Source organism: Acidovorax sp. KPB24-03, from assembly GCF_057546605.1.
Genome location: NZ_BAAJYR010000064.1, coordinates 1 through 17041, shown reverse-complemented (window position 1 = coordinate 17041; position 17041 = coordinate 1). Strand labels below are relative to the sequence as shown.

Annotated in this window: 15 protein-coding genes and 1 riboswitch; of the genes, 11 read left to right on the top strand and 4 right to left on the bottom strand. The window is 66.5% G+C overall.

Features of this window, described 5'->3' with window-relative positions:
• From urtD to AC27KI_RS10175, 6 genes are all read left to right on the top strand, one after another.
• Window positions 1-629, top strand: a 629-nt coding sequence (urtD, locus tag AC27KI_RS10200; protein WP_487113693.1) for an urea ABC transporter ATP-binding protein UrtD, incomplete at its 5' end; no start/stop codon positions are given.
• Between the two features lie 49 nt (window positions 630-678).
• Window positions 679-1368 carry an urea ABC transporter ATP-binding subunit UrtE gene (gene urtE, locus AC27KI_RS10195; RefSeq protein ID WP_284405725.1) on the top strand — a complete coding sequence of 230 codons (690 nt, stop codon included), beginning with the start codon at window positions 679-681 and terminating at the stop codon, window positions 1366-1368.
• Between the two features lie 74 nt (window positions 1369-1442).
• Entirely contained in the window at window positions 1443-2669 is a 1227-nt protein-coding gene (gene fmdA / locus AC27KI_RS10190; RefSeq protein ID WP_487113691.1) for a formamidase, read from the top strand.
• 26 nt (window positions 2670-2695) lie between these two features.
• Complete coding sequence (locus tag AC27KI_RS10185) at window positions 2696-3052, top strand: FmdB family zinc ribbon protein (protein ID WP_487113689.1); 357 nt, start codon at window positions 2696-2698, stop codon at window positions 3050-3052.
• A gap of 301 nt (window positions 3053-3353) precedes the next feature.
• A complete protein-coding gene (locus AC27KI_RS10180) occupies window positions 3354-3677 on the top strand; it encodes a hypothetical protein (RefSeq protein ID WP_487113686.1) in 324 nt (107 codons plus the stop codon).
• Window positions 3678-3708: 31 nt separating this feature from the next.
• Entirely contained in the window at window positions 3709-4080 is a 372-nt protein-coding gene (locus AC27KI_RS10175) for a hypothetical protein (protein WP_487113684.1), read from the top strand.
• 111 nt (window positions 4081-4191) lie between these two features.
• On the opposite strand, the gene AC27KI_RS10170 is transcribed toward AC27KI_RS10175, so the two are convergent.
• Together AC27KI_RS10170 and AC27KI_RS10165 are read right to left on the bottom strand one after the other, a co-directional pair.
• Window positions 4192-6429 carry an NADP-dependent isocitrate dehydrogenase gene (locus tag AC27KI_RS10170; RefSeq protein ID WP_487113682.1) on the bottom strand — a complete coding sequence of 746 codons (2238 nt, stop codon included), beginning with the start codon at window positions 6427-6429 and terminating at the stop codon, window positions 4192-4194.
• Window positions 6430-6544: 115 nt separating this feature from the next.
• Complete coding sequence (locus AC27KI_RS10165) at window positions 6545-7534, bottom strand: DMT family transporter (protein WP_487113680.1); 990 nt, start codon at window positions 7532-7534, stop codon at window positions 6545-6547.
• A gap of 294 nt (window positions 7535-7828) precedes the next feature.
• On the opposite strand from AC27KI_RS10165, the gene AC27KI_RS10160 reads away from it, so the two are divergent.
• Window positions 7829-8560 (top strand): hypothetical protein, encoded by a 732-nt coding sequence (locus AC27KI_RS10160; RefSeq protein WP_317357212.1) that lies wholly within the window; start codon window positions 7829-7831, stop codon window positions 8558-8560.
• Between the two features lie 37 nt (window positions 8561-8597).
• On the opposite strand, the gene AC27KI_RS10155 is transcribed toward AC27KI_RS10160, so the two are convergent.
• Window positions 8598-9437, bottom strand: coding sequence for a transporter substrate-binding domain-containing protein (locus AC27KI_RS10155; protein ID WP_487113678.1), 840 nt, complete (start codon window positions 9435-9437; stop codon window positions 8598-8600).
• Window positions 9438-9551: 114 nt separating this feature from the next.
• Window positions 9552-9649, top strand: a riboswitch (S-adenosyl-L-homocysteine riboswitch).
• A gap of 20 nt (window positions 9650-9669) precedes the next feature.
• Here AC27KI_RS10155 and metH point away from each other — a divergent pair.
• The 4 genes from metH to AC27KI_RS10135 all read left to right on the top strand — a co-directional run bounded on the left by metH (window position 9670) and on the right by AC27KI_RS10135 (window position 16020).
• A complete protein-coding gene (metH, locus tag AC27KI_RS10150) occupies window positions 9670-12417 on the top strand; it encodes a methionine synthase (RefSeq protein ID WP_487113676.1) in 2748 nt (915 codons plus the stop codon).
• A gap of 109 nt (window positions 12418-12526) precedes the next feature.
• On the top strand, window positions 12527-12709 hold the full coding sequence (locus AC27KI_RS10145) for a hypothetical protein (RefSeq protein WP_284394674.1): 183 nt from the start codon (window positions 12527-12529) through the stop codon (window positions 12707-12709).
• Window positions 12710-12759: 50 nt separating this feature from the next.
• Complete coding sequence (locus AC27KI_RS10140; protein ID WP_487089107.1) at window positions 12760-15033, top strand: phosphocholine-specific phospholipase C; 2274 nt, start codon at window positions 12760-12762, stop codon at window positions 15031-15033.
• A gap of 66 nt (window positions 15034-15099) precedes the next feature.
• Complete coding sequence (locus AC27KI_RS10135) at window positions 15100-16020, top strand: YihY/virulence factor BrkB family protein (RefSeq protein WP_487089106.1); 921 nt, start codon at window positions 15100-15102, stop codon at window positions 16018-16020.
• A gap of 123 nt (window positions 16021-16143) precedes the next feature.
• Here the strand turns inward: AC27KI_RS10135 and AC27KI_RS10130 are convergent, their stop codons facing one another.
• The gene (locus AC27KI_RS10130) at window positions 16144-16965 is read right to left on the bottom strand and encodes a DUF72 domain-containing protein (protein WP_487113674.1); all 822 of its coding nucleotides are present in this window, start codon (window positions 16963-16965) and stop codon (window positions 16144-16146) included.
• Window positions 16966-17041 lie beyond the last annotated feature (76 nt).

Sequence of the window (17041 nt, the reverse complement as noted above, 5' to 3'; positions counted from 1 at the left end):
TCGGCCCCAACGGCGCGGGCAAGACCACGCTGCTGGACCTGATCTGCGGCAAGACGCGCGCCACCAGCGGCAGCATCAAGTTCAAGAACGAGGAGCTGACGCGCATGGCCGAGCACAAGCGCGTGCGGCTGGGCATCGGCCGCAAGTTCCAGACGCCGTCCATCTACGAGAACCTGTCGGTCTTTCAGAACCTGGAGGTGTCCTATCCCACCGGGCGCACCGTGTTCGGCGCGCTGGCCTTTCGCTGCACCAGCGCGGTGAAGGAGCGGGTGCAGGACGTGGCCGACGACATCGGCCTGGGCGGGCTGCTCGCCACCGAGGCCGGCCTGCTCTCGCACGGCCAGAAGCAATGGCTGGAGATCGGCATGCTGCTGATGCAGGAGCCCGAGCTGCTGATGCTGGACGAGCCCATCGCCGGCATGAGCGCGCGCGAGCGCGAGCTCACGGCCGAGCTGCTGCAGCGCATCTGCAGGAACCGCGCGGTGATCGTGATCGAGCACGACATGGAGTTCGTCAAGCGCATCGCGCACAAGGTCACCGTGATGCACCAGGGAAAGATCCTGGCCGAAGGGTCGATGGACAAGGTCCAGAACGACCCCAAGGTGATCGACGTGTACCTCGGCCACTGAGACGCGCCGCTGTCCTTTGCCCACGCCCTGAGTTTTCTGGAGCCCCCCCATGCTGAAAGTCACCGACCTGCACGTCGCCTATGGGCAGAGCGAAGCGCTGCACGGCATCTCGTTCGAGGGCCGCGCCAACGAAACCGTGGCCATCATGGGCCGCAACGGCATGGGCAAGACCACGCTGTTCAAGAGCCTGATGGGCGTGATGCCGGTCAAGAGCGGCTGCATCACCGTGGCCGGCCAGGAGGTGACGCGGGACGAGAGCTTTCGGCGCGTGGCCAAAGGCATCGCCTACGTGCCGCAGGGCCGCATGATCTTCCCCACGCTGACGGTGGAGGAGAACATCCAGACCGGCCTGGAGAACTCGAAGACCCGCCAGATCCCCGAAGAGATCTATGCGCTGTTCCCTGTGCTGTGGGACATGCGCCGTCGCAAGGGCGGCAATCTTTCGGGCGGGCAGCAGCAGCAGCTGGCCATCGCCCGTGCGCTGGTGACCGATCCCAAGGTGCTGCTGCTGGACGAGCCCACCGAGGGCATCCAGCCTTCGATCATCAAAGACATCGCCCGCGCCCTCAACGAGATCCGCAAGCTGCGCCAGATCACCATCGTGGTGAGCGAGCAGGTGCTCTCGTTCGCCATGGACGTGGCCGACCGCCTGTTCGTGATCGAAGGCGGCCGCCTGGTGCATGAAACCGCCCGCGCTGACACCGACCAGCAGCGCATCAAGGCCTACCTGTCCGTGTGAACGGCCACTGTCCGCGACGGATTTTTCGTTCCTTCCCTCTCGCCTTCTCTTCCTTCACTTTCCAGGAGCACGCCATGGCTGAAACCCTCATCCACGTCGATCTGAACCAATCGCCGACCCAGAACGAGAACATCCACAACCGCTGGCACCCCGACATTCCGATGGCCTGCTGGGTGAACCCGGGCGACGATTTCATTCTGGAAACCTTCGACTGGACCGGCGGCTTCATCAAGAACAACGACAGCGCCGACGACGTGCGCGACATCGACCTGACCACGGTGCACTACCTCTCGGGCCCGGTGGGCGTCAAGGGTGCGGAGCCGGGCGACCTGCTGGTGGTGGACCTGCTCGACATCGGCGCCAAGCAGGACAGCCTGTGGGGTTTCAACGGGTTCTTCTCCAAGAAGAACGGCGGTGGCTTTCTGACCGAGCATTTCCCCGAGGCACAGAAATCGATCTGGGACTTCAAGGGCATGTTCACCAGTTCGCGCCACATTCCGGGCGTCAACTTCGCCGGCCTGATCCACCCCGGCCTGATCGGCTGCCTGCCCGACAAGAAAATGCTCGACCTCTGGAACGAGCGTGAGCAAAAGCTCATCGACACCGATCCCACCGCTGGCCTGGCCAACCCCCCCTCGGCCGTCACCGCCCACATGGGCCGCCTGACCGGCGAGGCCAAGGCCAAGGCCGCGGCCGAAGGCGCGCGCACCGTGCCGCCGCGCGAGCACGGGGGCAACTGCGACATCAAGGACCTGTCGCGCGGATCGAAAGTGTTCTTCCCGGTCTATGTCGACGGCGCGGGCCTCTCGGTGGGCGACCTGCATTTCAGCCAGGGCGACGGCGAAATCACGTTCTGCGGCGCGATCGAAATGGCCGGCTGGGTGCACATGAAGGTCACCCTCATCAAGGGCGGCATGGCGAAGTACGGCATCAAGAACCCGATCTTCAAACCCAGCCCCATCGTGCCGACCTACAACGATTATTTGATCTTCGAAGGCATCTCGGTCGACGAGGCGGGCAAGCAGTACTACCTGGACGTGAACGTGGCCTACCGCCAGGCCTGCCTGAACGCGATCGAATACCTGAAGAAGTTCGGATACAGCGGCGCCCAGGCGTATTCGATCCTGGGAACAGCCCCTGTGCAGGGCCACATCAGCGGCGTGGTCGATGTGCCCAACGCCTGCGCCACGCTGTGGCTGCCGACGCAGATCTTCGAGTTCGACATCAACCCGAACGCCAGCGGCCCGGTGAAGATGCTGGACGGCAGCATCGACATGCCGCTGTCGCCCGACCTCGTCTGATTCCCTCCACCACAGGACACCGCGCCATGCCCACCTACGACTACCAGTGCGCCATGTGTGGCGGCTTCGATGCCCTGCGCAGCCTGGCGCTGCGCAACGAGCCCGCTGCCTGCCCTCGGTGCAGCGCTGCCTCCCCCCGCGTCTTCGCCAGCGCTCCCCGGCTGGCCTGCGTGAGCCCGGAGCAGCGCCGTGCGTTCGACACCAACGAGCGGGCGCAGCATGCGCCGCGCTCCTCCCGCAACGGTGAAGAAGGCAGTTACGGGCGGATGCGCCATCCGGCGGGGTGCGGCTGCTGCGGCTCTGGCAAGCGCAGCGCCACGGTGACGGCGGCGAGCGGAGCGAAGGCGTTTCCGTCCAAGCGGCCCTGGATGATCAGCCACTAGGTGACCGGGACGTAGGCGAGCCGTGGGGTGGCGCCCCATGGCCCACGCATGACCAAAATGACGGGGGCCGCGGCCCCAGAAGGCGCAGCTGCGCTGTTGTCTTACCCCTGGGCGGTGCCTGTTGCGACACATTTCGCCCATGGCAAATCGTGTGGCAAGGTGGGTTGAGCCCTGGCGCCTGTCGGCTTGCGGCCGCCGGGCTGGACTGGCGTGGCTGCCGCTTCTCGCGGCACTGGCCGGCTGTGAAGGCCGTGATGATCTGGCTTCCAGCGGATGCCTGCCGCTGCGTGCGCCGGCCCGTGTGGTGCTGCTGCAGGAATCCGGCCTCTACCAGGTGCGCGATGCGCCGACGCTCGTGCTCTCACCGCATCCGCGCGATACGGCGAACGACCGCTTTCACGGCCTGCAGCGGGTCCGCACGCTGCCGCCCGGGACGCCGCTGGAGATCACGCGCCTGGAGCAGGCCTGGGGTTTGGACGTGGGCAAAGGGCGCATCAGTGCGTTCGGCACGTCGCCGCAGGGCGAACCCTTCGAGTACGGTTGGGGTGGCGGCACGCACATCGGCCGCGCGCCCTGGGAGCCGGCCTCCGTTGCGCCACTTCGGGCGGTGCGGTGCGGCGATTGAACCGCTCACTCAGAAAGACAAAGGAGCACAGATGGCATTTTCTTTTCGCAGCGCCGCATGCATGGCGGTCTTGGCCGCAGCGGCCCCGGCTTTCGCCCAGAGCGTTCTGTACACCGCGCGCCCGGCCATCGGGCTGAGCGTGAGCGACAAGATGGCGACCCGCCAGCCGCGTGTGGAGTTCACCGTGACCACGCCGGACGGGAAGACGACCACCGCGACCGCCGAGCCCCAAGGGGGCGGCGAGCGTGCCGGGACCGTGCACTATCCCAGCGATTTCGGCAACGCGGGCACCCGCGTGGGCGATTACACCTGGGTGGCTCGTATCGGCGGCAAGGTGGTGCTCGACGGACGTTTCAGCTATCGGCCGACGCCCGAGGGGCAGCTGCTGTTCGTTCCCCGATAGAGGCGGTCCGATCCGGCGGCCATGAAGAAAAGCGCCTGCCCACATTGCGGTGGGCAGGCGCTTTCGAAACCGGCCAGCCCTTGTGCAAGGGCCGGCGCTTTCTCACGCGGATCAGGCGGTCACGGCAGCCAGCGCCGCATTCAGCGTGGCGCTGGGCCGCATCACGGCCTCGGTCTTCTTCGGGTCGGGCAGGTAGTACCCGCCGATGTCTGCCGGCTTGCCCTGCACGTCCGCCAGTTCACCGACGATCTTCTGCTCGTTGTCGGCCAGCGTCTGGGCCAGCCCGGCGAACTTGGCGGCCAGGGCCGTGTCCTCGGTCTGCGCGGCCAGTTCCTGGGCCCAGTACAGGGCCAGGTAGAACTGGCTGCCGCGGTTGTCCAGCTGGCCGGTCTTGGGGCTGGGGTTCTTGTTGTTGTCCAGCAGCTTGCCGGTGGCGGTGTCCAGCGTCTTGGCCAGCAGGGTGGCTTGCTGGTTGCCGGTCTTCAGGCCCAGGTCTTCCAGGCTGACGGCCAGGGCCAGGAACTCGCCCAGCGAATCCCAGCGCAGGTGGTTTTCTTCCACCAGTTGCTGCACGTGCTTGGGCGCCGAGCCACCAGCGCCCGTTTCGTACATGCCGCCGCCGGCCATCAGGGGCACGACGGACAGCATCTTGGCGCTGGTGCCCAGTTCCATGATGGGGAACAGGTCGGTCAGGTAGTCGCGCAGGATGTTGCCGGTGACGCTGATCGTGTCCAGGCCGCGGATCACGCGCTCCAGCGTGTAGCGCATTGCGCGCACCTGGCTCATGATCTGGATGTCCAGGCCGGTCGTGTCGTGGTCCTTCAGGTAGGTTTTCACCTTCTTGATGACCTCGTTCTCGTGCGGGCGGTACGGGTCCAGCCAGAACACGGCGGGCATGCCGGAGTTGCGGGCGCGGGTCACGGCCAGCTTCACCCAGTCGCGGATCGGCGCGTCCTTCACCTGGCACATGCGCCAGATGTCGCCTTCTTCCACGTTCTGGCTCAGCAGCACTTCGCCCGTCGCCAGATCGACGATGTTGGCCACGCCGGCTTCAGGCACTTCGAACGTCTTGTCGTGCGAACCGTACTCTTCGGCCTGCTGGGCCATCAGGCCCACGTTGGGCACGGTGCCCATGGTCTTGGGGTCGAAGGCACCATGCCATTTGCAGAAGTTGATGATCTCCTGGTAGATGCGGGCGAAGGTGCTCTCGGGGATCACCGCCTTGGTGTCCTTCAGGCGGCCGTCGGCGCCCCACATCTTGCCGCCGTTGCGGATCATGGCGGGCATCGAGGCATCGACGATGACGTCGTTGGGCGAGTGGAAGTTGGTGATGCCCTTGGCCGAATCGACCATCGCCAGCTCGGGGCGGTTTTCGTGGCAGGCGTGCAGGTCGCGCTTGATCTCGTCCTGCTTGCTCTGGGGCAGCGTGGCGATCTTGTTGTACAGATCGACCATGCCGTTGTTCACGTTCACGCCCAGTTCTTCGAACAGCTGCGCATGCTTGGCGAAGGCTTCCTTGTAGAAGATGCGCACGGCGTGGCCGAAGACGATCGGGTGCGACACCTTCATCATCGTCGCCTTGACGTGCAGCGAGAACATCACGCCGGTCTTGTGCGCGTCCTCGATCTCCTTTTCGTAGAACTCGAGCAGGGCCGTCTTGCTCATGAACATGCTGTCGATGATCTCGCCGTCCTTCAGCGACACCTTGGGCTTGAGCACCGTGGTCTTGCCGCTCTTGCCGACCAGTTCCATCTTCACGTCGCGCGCCTTGTCGAGCGTGATCGACTTTTCGCCGTGGTAGAAGTCGCCGTGGTGCATGTGCGAGACGTGCGAGCGAGATGCCTGGCTCCATTCGGCCATGCTGTGCGGGTTCTTGCGGGCGTATTCCTTGACGGCCTTGGGTGCGCGGCGGTCGGAGTTGCCTTCGCGCAGGACCGGGTTCACCGCGCTGCCGATGCACTTGTTGTAGCGGGCGCGGATGTCCTTTTCTTCGTCGGTCGTCGGATTTTCGGGGTAGTCGGGAATCGCATAGCCCTTGCCCTGCAGTTCCTTGATGGCTGCCACCAGCTGCGACACCGATGCGCTGATGTTGGGCAGCTTGATGATGTTGGCGTCAGGCGAGAGCGTCAGCTTGCCCAGGGCGGCCAGGTTGTCGGGCACGCGCTGTGCCTCGGTCAGGCGCTCGGGAAACTGGCCCAGGATGCGGCCGGCGACCGAGATGTCGCTGGTCTCCACGTGGATGCCCGCTGGGGCCGCGAAGGTCCGCACGATCGGCAGAAAGGCGGCGGTCGCCAGGGCGGGGGCTTCGTCGGTCAGCGTGTAGATGATGGTCGGTTGCGTCGTGCTCATTCGCTTGCGTTCCTTGGGAAGGGGTGACAGATCAGCCGGTGATTTTCGCGCTTTCTGAAGGCAGTCGGCACAGATGCCCCTCAGCGCCGTTCGGGGCAGGTGCCCACATGCCCGATCACGGGGACGAAAGGGGTGCCCGCTGGACGCGCTGCTGCAGGCTCACGCGCGCGGTGCGGATACCCTCGTTACCAGCCAGATGCCGCTGCACACCAGCACCAGGGCCACCGCGTTGCGCCATTCGAGGAGGCTTTCTTCCAGGAACCAGGCCGACAGCAAGGTGCCGAACACGGGCACCATGAAGTTGAACGCGGTGATGAGGCTCACCCGGTTGTGCTTGAGCAGCAGGCTCCAGATCGAGATGGCCAGCGACGACAGCACCACCAGATAGGCCAGCAGCGATGACGAAGCCCACGTCACCTCGCCCAGCGCCCCCCCCCAAGGCATAGCCGAGCGCCAGCAGCACCAGTCCGCCGATGGTCAACTGGTAGGCCGTCATCACGATGGGGTCCATCCCCTGGGAAATGCGCTTGCCGTAGACGCCGCCCAGCGCCAGCACCAGGGCGGCGATCACCACGAAACCTTCGCCCAGCAGGGCGAACTCGAAATCGGTCAGCGTTCCGGCCAGCCCGGCGCCGAGGTTGACCGCCATGACCCCCGCGAAGCCCACGATGCAGCCCCAGGCCTTGGCATGGCTGATGCGGTCGTTGTGGTACAGGAAATGCGCCAGCAACACGCTGAAGAAGGTGCCGGTGGCGTTCATGATCGACGCCTTCACCCCCGTCGTGTTCGCCACGCCGATGTAGAAGAAGATGTACTGCAGCGTGGTCTGCAACAGGCCCAGCAGCGCCAATTGGCCCCACGCCCGGGCCGGCCAGCCGCTGATCTGCCGGCCGCTGGCGGCCACCCAGGCCAGCAGCGCCAGGCCCGCCAGGGCGAAGCGCCAGCCGGCGAACACGAGCTTGGATGGGGTGTCGCTGCTGTCGATGCCGAACAGCGCGTAGCCATTCTTGATCGCAGGGTACGAGCTGCCCCAGAGCAGGCAGCAAAACAACGCCAGCAGGAAGACGTTCCTGCGTTGCGCTAGTGGGGAGATAGGGGGCGACATGGCTTCTTTCCAGGCGGGGCGGCGCCCCAAAACGGTGAATTTTGCACAAGTTGTACGACAACTCTGCGTGTAAATATCCTGACTTGGCCGAATGTGGCCTCTTTTAGAGTATTTTTGCTCCTTATTGTCCGATGACTATCCGAAACCGCAGTGAACTGGTTTCGGGAGTCGATCACATGGCATGGGCCCACCTCCAACGGCCCTGCTGCGGCATCGACTTGAGTACGGAAAGACTGCCTCGGCAGTTTCAGGAAACCCTGGCTGCTTTTCAAGCCTTGTCGATAATGCGGCGCAATGCGACTGACGTTCGTTCCGCTCCTCCTGTCCTGCTGCACGCTGGCGGCCGTGTCCGGCTGCACCAGCCCGCCCGCGCCCCATGGCGAGGTCAAAGGCGCGTCTGCGAATGGCAGCGAATTGGGGCAGTCCGACGTGAACCGCATGGCGACGCTGGCCATGCGCGAGAACCTGGACAGCCTCTATCGGCTGATGGACAAGCTCTACCGCCGCAACCCTGCCGAATGGCGCAAGACCAGCGCCGTGGGCCGCGAGCAGGCCATGGAGCAGGTCCGCACCACCATCGAAAAGGGCGGGGTCTGGGCGCCCTTGCAGGGGCGGCGCGACATCGCGGCGATGGCTGCGGCCCTGGCGCCCGAATTCGCGGGCGACCGCGTGGCGGCGTTCATCTATGCCACGGCCGACATGCTGATCACCGCGCACGACGGAAAGATCGAGTTCTTCCTGCTCGACAGCCTGGATGCCCAGCACCTGTACAACGCGGCGCGCAATGTGGAGATCGCCGTGTGGATGCTCTCGCAGCGCCGCACCGCGGCGGGCCAGCCGCTGCTGCTGGCCGACGAGATCGGTCCGCAGGGGCGCAATCTGAGCTTCGAGCGCGAGTTCGGCAAGATCATCGGCCGGCTCGACTTGCTGTCGGCGGTGGCCACCGAAAAGTACCGCCGTGCCGCCATCACCTATGTGCAGGGGCTGGTGGGTGGCTCTTTCCTGCAGTTCTTGCCGGTGCGATGAATCAGAGGGTGAAGGTGGGCGCCGCTGCCCGTGCTGCTCACTTGAACATGTCGGCCGAAAAGCTCTGGCGGAACCATTTCATGGCGTTGACCATGAGGGCGCCTGACGAACGGATGCTTGCCAGGAAGCGGTTGATCTCGTCCTTCAGCCGTGCTTCGTTTTGCCGAAGGCCGATGTAGCACGGGCTCTCTTTGAGGAGCGCCACCTGGTGCACACGGGTGCGCAGACCGACATCCTTGATGGATTCCACCAGCACGTTGCCACCCGCGAAGAATTCGAAATGGCCTGCGGCATAGGCGTCCAGCAACGCGGCGCTGCCTTTGAATCCCTGGATTTTCGCGGTCGGCAGGAATGCCCGGACCAGGGATTCCTCCAGGCTGTTTTCCGCCGCTCCGACGACCGGGGCTGGAAGTTTCAGCAATTCGTCGCGGCTCAATTTCTGCTGGCTGAAGACACCGAGGTAGGTCGGGGCGTAGACACTGGAGAAGTCGATGCTTTTCTCGCGCTCGGGCGTCTTGCCCAGGCTGGAGATGATGATGTCGACGCGGTCTTCCAACAGTGCCGCCAGCCGGTCCCCGCTGGGCACCGGCACCATCTGCGGCGACACGCCCAGGTGCATCGAAAGCATCTTGGCAATGGAAATGTCGAAGCCCGCCAGCTCGCTGCCCTGCGGAAAGCCGAACGGTGGGAAGTCCTGTGGGACTGCCACGCGAAGGACCCGGGCGGAGCGGATGCGCTCCAGCTGATCCCGATGTTCGGCGGCCGCCAGCGGACCCGACAGGCCCAGGGCCAGAATGGAGCCGCACACCAGGCGGCGGCGTTGCAGAATCTCACCGGCCCACAGGCTGGGCGTTGCACCATCGAAGGGCGATTGCATGGGAGGGCTCCTTCCTGGGAAGCGGCCAAGCACTTTCCATGCCGCTGTCCGGAGAACCCGCTCGGGAGGCGGGGCGCGGTGAGGGCCCGGTCGCAGGGCGCGTAAAATCCGGCCGCCCCCGAGGAGCGTTGCAGCGCCTGCCGATCAACCGGCTCAACCAGGCGTCAGGCTCGGGCGGCGATGGCCCCACTGTCCAACGACGCTCGCCTGTTCCCAACTACCGATTGCGCAGGTGAGCCTGATGTCCGCCCCCCTTATCCCGCCTCCCATGAAGCTCTCGGGCCTCGAACCGGTTTCCATCGGCGAGGGCACGCTATTCGTCAACATCGGCGAGCGCACCAACGTCACCGGCTCCAAGGCCTTCGCCCGCATGATCCTGAACGACCAGTACGAAGAGGCCCTGGCCGTCGCGCGCCAGCAGGTGGAGAACGGCGCACAGGTCATCGACATCAACATGGACGAGGCCATGCTCGACAGCAAGGCGGCCATGGTGCGCTTCCTGCAGTTGATCGCCTCCGAGCCCGACATCGCCCGCGTGCCCATCATGGTGGACTCCTCCAAGTGGGACGTGATCGAGGCCGGCCTGCGCTGCATCCAGGGCAAGGGCATCGTCAACTCCATCTCCATGAAAGAGGGCGTGGAGAAGTTCAAGCACGAGGCGCGCCTCGTGAAGCGCTACGGCGCCGCCGCCGTGGTGATGGCCTTCGACGAGGTGGGGCAGGCCGACACCTACGAGCGCAAGATCGAGATCTGCGAGCGGGCCTACCGCGTGCTGGTTGACGAGGTGGGCTTTCCGCCCGAGGACATCATCTTCGACCCCAACATCTTCGCGGTGGCCACCGGCATCGAAGAGCACAACAACTACGCGGTCGATTTCATCGAGGCCGTGCGCTGGATCAAGCAGAACCTGCCGGGCGCCAAGGTCTCGGGCGGCGTGTCGAACGTGAGCTTCAGCTTCCGTGGCAACGACCCGGTGCGCGAGGCCATCCACACCGTGTTCCTGTACCACGCCATCCAGGCCGGCATGGACATGGGCATCGTCAACGCAGGCATGGTCGGCGTGTACGACGACTTGGAGCCCACCTTGCGCGACCGCGTGGAAGACGTGGTGCTCAACCGCCGCCCCGACGCCGGCGAACGCCTGGTCGAGGTGGCCGAGACGGCCCGCAGCGGTGCCAAGGACGAGAGCAAGCGGCTCGAATGGCGCGGTACGCCCGAACATCCGAAGACCGTGGGCGAACGCCTGTCGCACGCGCTGGTGCACGGCATCACCGACTTCATCGTGGAAGACACCGAAGAGGCCTACCAGGCCATCGTCGCCAAGGGCGGGCGGCCGCTGCACGTGATCGAAGGCCCGCTCATGGACGGCATGAACGTGGTGGGCGACCTGTTCGGCGCGGGCAAGATGTTCCTGCCGCAGGTGGTCAAGAGCGCCCGCGTGATGAAATCCGCCGTGGCCCACCTGATCCCCTACATCGAGGAAGAAAAGCGCCAGGACGAACTGGCCGGCCGCGACGTGCGCAGCAAGGGCAAGATCATCATCGCCACCGTGAAGGGCGACGTGCACGACATCGGCAAGAACATCGTCACCGTGGTCCTGCAGTGCAACAACTTCGAGGTGGTGAACATGGGCGTGATGGTGCCCTGCCACGAGATCCTGGCGCGCGCCAAGGTCGAGGGCGCGGACATCGTGGGCCTGTCAGGCCTGATCACGCCCAGCCTGGAAGAGATGCAATACGTGGCCGGCGAGATGCAAAAGGACGAGCACTTCCGCATCAAGAAGATCCCGCTGCTCATCGGCGGTGCCACCACCAGCCGTGTGCACACCGCCGTCAAGATCGCGCCGCATTACGAAGGCCCCGTGGTCTACGTGCCCGATGCGTCGCGCAGCGTGAGCGTGGCGCAGAGCCTGCTGGGCGACGGCGCCGACCACTACGTGCAGGAGCTGAACGCCGACTACGACAAGGTGCGCACCCAGCACGCCAACAAGAAGCAGACGCCCCTGTGGCCGCTGGCGAAGGCCCGCGCCAACCGCACGCCCATCGACTGGTCGGCCTACCGCCCGGCCACGCCGCGCCTGCTGGGGCGGCGCATGTTCAAGAACTTCGACCTCAACGAGCTGGCCCGGTACATCGACTGGGGACCGTTCTTTCAGACCTGGGACCTGGCCGGCCCGTACCCTGCCATCCTGACCGACGAGGTGGTGGGCGAGCAGGCCACGCGCGTCTTCGCCGATGGCAAGGCCATGCTGCGCCGGCTGGTGGAGGGCCGCTGGCTGAGTGCCAGCGGCGTGCTGGCGCTGTACCCGGCCAACAGCGTGGGCGACGACATCGAGTTCTACACCGACGAATCGCGCACCGAGGTTGCCATGACCTGGTACGGCCTGCGCCAGCAGACCGAAAAGCACGTGATCGATGGCGTGCCGCGCCCCAGCCGGTGCCTGGCCGACTTCGTGGCGCCCAAGGAAAGCGGCGTGGCCGACTACGCGGGCTTGTTCGCCGTCACGGCGGGCCTGGGCGTGGAGAAGAAAGAGCAGGCCTTCGTCGATGCGCTGGACGACTACTCGGCCATCATGCTCAAGAGCCTGGCCGACCGCCTGGCCGAAGCCTTTGCCGAATGCCTGCACCACCGCGTGCGCACCGACCTGTGGGGCTATGCGGCCGGCGAGCAGTTGAGCAACGACGACATGATCGCCGAGAAGTACCAGGGCATCCGTCCCGCGCCCGGCTACCCGGCCTGCCCGGACCACAGCGCCAAGAGCGAACTGTTCCGCGTGCTGCAGTGCGGCGAGATCGGCATGGGCCTCACCGAAAGCCTGGCCATGACGCCCGCCGCCAGCGTGAGCGGCTTCTACATCGGGCATCCCGAGAGCCAGTACTTCAACGTCGGCAAGATCGGCGAAGACCAGGTGCACGACCTGGCCACGCGGCGTGGCATGGACGAAGGCATCCTGCAGCGCTTGCTCGCACCCAACCTCTGACCGGCGGCGGCGTCACGGCGGTGCCCCCGCCGCGTCACGCTGACGTCACTCTGGCGCCACAGTCGGCGGGAAGAATGAAGGACTTCATTCCTTCCCTTCTTCCCACGCCATGACCATCCCTCTGCAGCGCTCGCCGCTGCCTCTGATCGGCCGCCCGTTGCCGGGCGCCAGCGCGCTCTTTCTTGCCCTGCTGCTGGCGGGCTGCGGTGGCAGCGGTGGCTCGGATGCCACCGTTCCCGCAGCGGCGGCCACATGCGCCAGTCCGGACACGCACTGCGCGCCCAAGCCCTGAACGGGGCAGCCCCCCGGAACCCCGCTCACGGACAAGAAAGACTCCTCCAAATGACCGTCGATTCCTCCAAACGCAATTTCCTCACGACCGCGCTCGGCGTGGGCGCGGCTTCGGCCACGCTCACTGCCTTCCCACCGGCCATCCGCCGCGCCCTGGCCATCGAGGCCCACAACGCCACCGGCACCATCCAGGACGTGCAGCACGTCGTCCTGCTGATGATGGAGAACCGCTCGTTCGATGGGTACTTCGGCACCTTCAAGGGCGTGCGCGGCTTCGGTGACCGTTTCCCGATCCCGACGCCCAACGGCCGCAACGTTTTCTACCAGACCTACACCAAGACGTCGCCGCCCAGCACCTATGTGCCCTACCGCCTGGACGAAGCCAAGGGCAACGCGCAGCGCGCCGGCAGCACGCCCCACACCTGGCTGGACTCGCAGGCGGCCTGGGACCACGGGCGCATGTCCCAGTGGCCCGATGCGAAGCTGCCCTTGTCGATGGGCTACTACGAAACGGCGGAGGTGCCGTTCCAGCGCGCGCTGGCCGACGCCTTCACGCTGTGCGACCACTACCACTGCGGCATGCACACCGGCACCATCGCCAACCGGCTTTTCTACTGGACCGGCACCAACGGCCCGAACGGTGTCAGCCCCATCGATGGCTCCAGGGTCCGTGTTGCGGGCCTGAACAACCAGTTCAACGGTGGCAACGACATCGGCGCCTCCACCGACGGCTGGACCTGGACCACCTACGCGGACCGCCTGGAGAAAGCGGGCGTGAAATGGAAGGTCTACCAGAGCCTGATCGACAACTTCGGCTGCAACGAGATGATGGGCTTTCGCCACTGGCGCGCCGAGATCGAGAAGATGCCCGCGGACCGCAAGCCGATCTACGTCGCCAAGACCGACATCACGCAGCCGGTCGATCTGGCCGGACCGTTCTACAACGCCAGGATCGACGATCCGCTGAGCCCGTTGGCCAAGGGCTTCGGCAACACCATGCCGCAGGGCTTTCTGGAGACGTTCCGCGAGGACATCCGCCAGGGCACGCTGCCGGCGGTGTCGTGGATCATTCCGCCTTCGGTCTACAGCGAGCACCCCGGGCCGTCGAGCCCCGCACAGGGCGGCTGGTACGTGCAGGAGGTGCTGGACGCGCTCACGGCCAACCCCGAGGTCTGGAGCAAGACCGTGCTGCTGATCAACTACGACGAGAACGACGGCTTCTTCGACCACCTGCCTTCGCCCGCCGCACCGTCGCGCAATCCCGATGGCAGCCTGGCCGGTGCCTGCACGCTGCCCGCCGCCGATGTGGCGGTGGAGTACCACGATTTCCAGCCTGCCACGCCGAGCCAGCCGGCGGCCGACGGCAAGCCCTACGGCCCGGGCCCGCGCGTTCCGATGTGGGTGGTGTCGCCCTGGAGCCGGGGCGGCTGGGTCAATTCGCAGGTGTTCGACCACACCTCCACCCTGCTGTTCCTGGAAAAGCGCTTCGGCGTGGCCGAGCCGCAGGTCAGCCCCTACCGCCGCGCGGTCTGCGGCGACCTGACGAGCTGCTTCAACTTCGTCAACCCCAACAGCGAAACCTTGCCGACCCTCGCGGGCCGCACCAACAAGGTCGCGGTGGACGCGCGGGTGGCGGCGCAGGCCCAGGCTGCCAAGCTGCCCCAGCCCACGGCCACGGCCGATGCCGCCCTGCCGGTGCAGGCCGAAGGCGTGCGGCCCTCGCGGGCGCTGCCCTATGAGCTGCACACCACGGCCCAGGCCAGCGCCGGTGCCGGCACGGTCACTTTGCTGTTCGCCCACACCGGCAAAGCGGGCACCGCGGCGGCAGTGTTCCATGTGTACGACAAGAACCACCTCGACCGGATTCCGCGGCGCTACGTCGTGGAGGCCGGCAAGGCCCTGAGCGGCGTCTGGAACGCCGCAGCCGATGGCGGGCGGTACGACCTGTGGGTGCTCGGTCCCAACGGCTACCACCGCGAGTTCATCGGCGACCTGCAGCAGCAGGGGGCCACCGGTGGCCCCGAGGTGCAGGTCTGCTACGAGCTGTGCGAGCCGCCGCAGGTGCGGGTCAAGCTCTACAACCGCAGCAGCAGCGCAATGACGTTCTCCGCCGAGGCACGGGCCTATCGCGGCGACGGGCCCTGGACGCGCAGCGTGGCGCCCGGCGGCGTGGAGGAACTCGCCTGGCCCCTGGGCGACAGCGGCAACTGGTACGACTTCGTGGTGCGCTGCAGTGCGGCGCCTGCGTTCCAGCGCCGCTTCGCCGGCCGCATCGAGACCGGCAAGGACTCGGTGTCCGACCCCGCCATGGGCCACGCTGGCTGAGGCTGCAGGCGGACTGGCGAACTGTTCCGACACCTGGCCGCGCGGCCCTGGTGTGCAATGGGCGCCATGTCCCCATCGTTCCTCACGCCATGGATCGAGCGCGCGAAAGCGCTCGCCAGCCCCATCATGCCGCTGGTGCGGGCGGCCAATCTCTGGCTGGATGCGGACGGCCTGCGCATGAGCGCGGCGATGTCGTTCTACGGCCTGCTGAGCCTGGCGCCGGTGCTGCTCCTGCTGGTGGGGGTGCTGGGCTGGTGGATCGACAAGTCCTACCTGGAAAGCACCATGGTCAGCCAGGTGCGCGGCGTGATGGGCGACCGCGTGGCCGAAGTGGTGCAACTGGCGCTGTCCAGCGCGCGGGCACCGTCGGAAGGGCGGATCGCTTCCATCGTTGGCTTCGTGCTGTTGCTGTCCGGCGCCACGGGCGTGTTCGTGGAGCTGCAGTCGGCGCTGGAGCGGCTGTGGGCACGCGATTCAGCCCCGGCGCCGGAGCAGAAGGCGTGGTGGCGCATGGCTTCGCTGCGGGTGCGGGGGCTGGCCTATGTGCTGGCCATCGGTTTCCTGCTGCTGATCTCGCTGGTGGTGTCCACCGTGATTCACGTGGTGGCCACCTGGGCCAGCGCGCGGCTGCCCATGGCAACGGGCCCGCTGCTGCAGCTGGCGAACGAATTGGTCGCCTTCGGCATTGCCGTGCTGCTGTTCGTGGGGCTGATGCGCATCGGCGGCGGGCAGAAGCCGCCGCTCATCTGCCTGGTGTTCGGGGCGGTGGTGGGCGCCATCCTCTTCACCGTGGGCAAGCAGCTGCTGGCCCTGTACCTGGCCACCGCGGCGGTGGTTTCGGCGTATGGCGCTGCCGGCTCCCTGGTGGTGGTGCTGATGTGGATCTACTTTTCGTCGGCCGTGCTGCTGTTTTCCGCCAGTTGCGCGCGGGCCTTCCAGGAGGTGCGGGAGGAAAACCTGGAAGGGCCGCCGGCCCGGAATCGCTGAGGCGGCCGAGGGGCACTCGCAAACCAGGGCCGCCGTGTCAGGCCCGGGGCGGGGCGGCCTGCAGGTGCGTGCCCAGTTGCAGATAGCGTGCGAGCCGCAGGGCGTTCTCGGGCGCGTGGATCTTCATGGTGTTGTCGAAGAAGCAGAACACGTCGCGTTCGGTCCGACGCGGTGCCGTGTCCGGTGGTGCGACCGTCTCCAGCCCCTTCGGTGCCTGGCCGTGGGCCCAGGCGCGGAGCGTTCGCCCCACTGCGCGATCTGCGCATCGCTGTAGCCGCTGGCATAGAGCTGCTGCGCGCCGTGCAGCCGCAGATAGAGGAAGTCCGCCGTCACATCGCCCAGTTCGGGCCATCGTCCGCCGGTATCGGCCACCACCAGGGCCACGCGGTGGCGCCGCAGCAGGTCGATGCACTCCGGCGTGCGGTAGCTGGCGTGCCGCACTTCCAGGGCATGGCGCAGGCGCCAGGGGCGGGACGGCTGGAGCAGCTCGCGGCCGTGCATGCGGTCCTCCCGCGCCTGCGCGAGCGTGGCGGCAGCGTCGGTATCGTGCGGCAGCAGGGCGAGAAAGTCCTCCAGCAGCGCCGCATCGAATGGCAGGCTCGGCGGCAATTGCCACAGGATGGGACCGAGCTTGGCGCCCAGCGCAAACAACCCCGACGCCATGAAGTTGGCCACCGCCGCCCGCGCCTCGCGCAGCCGCAGGATGTGGGTGATGTATCGCGGCGCCTTGACGGTGAACACGAAGCCCTCGGGCGTGTCGGCCGCCCACCGGGCGTAGCTGGACGGGCGCTGCAGCGCGTAGAACGAGCCGTTCAGCTCGATCGCGGGAAACTGGTGCGATGCGAAAGCCAGTTCCTTCGCCTGGACCAGATCTTCTGGATAGAACGCGCCCCGCCAGGGCGCATAGCGCCAGCCGGACACCCCGATGCGGATCTGTGCAGCCATCTGCGTGCCTCCTCACGCACACCGGGTGGCATGCGTGGCGCCAGTGTGGTGTGTGGCCGACATTCCCGCCACCGCC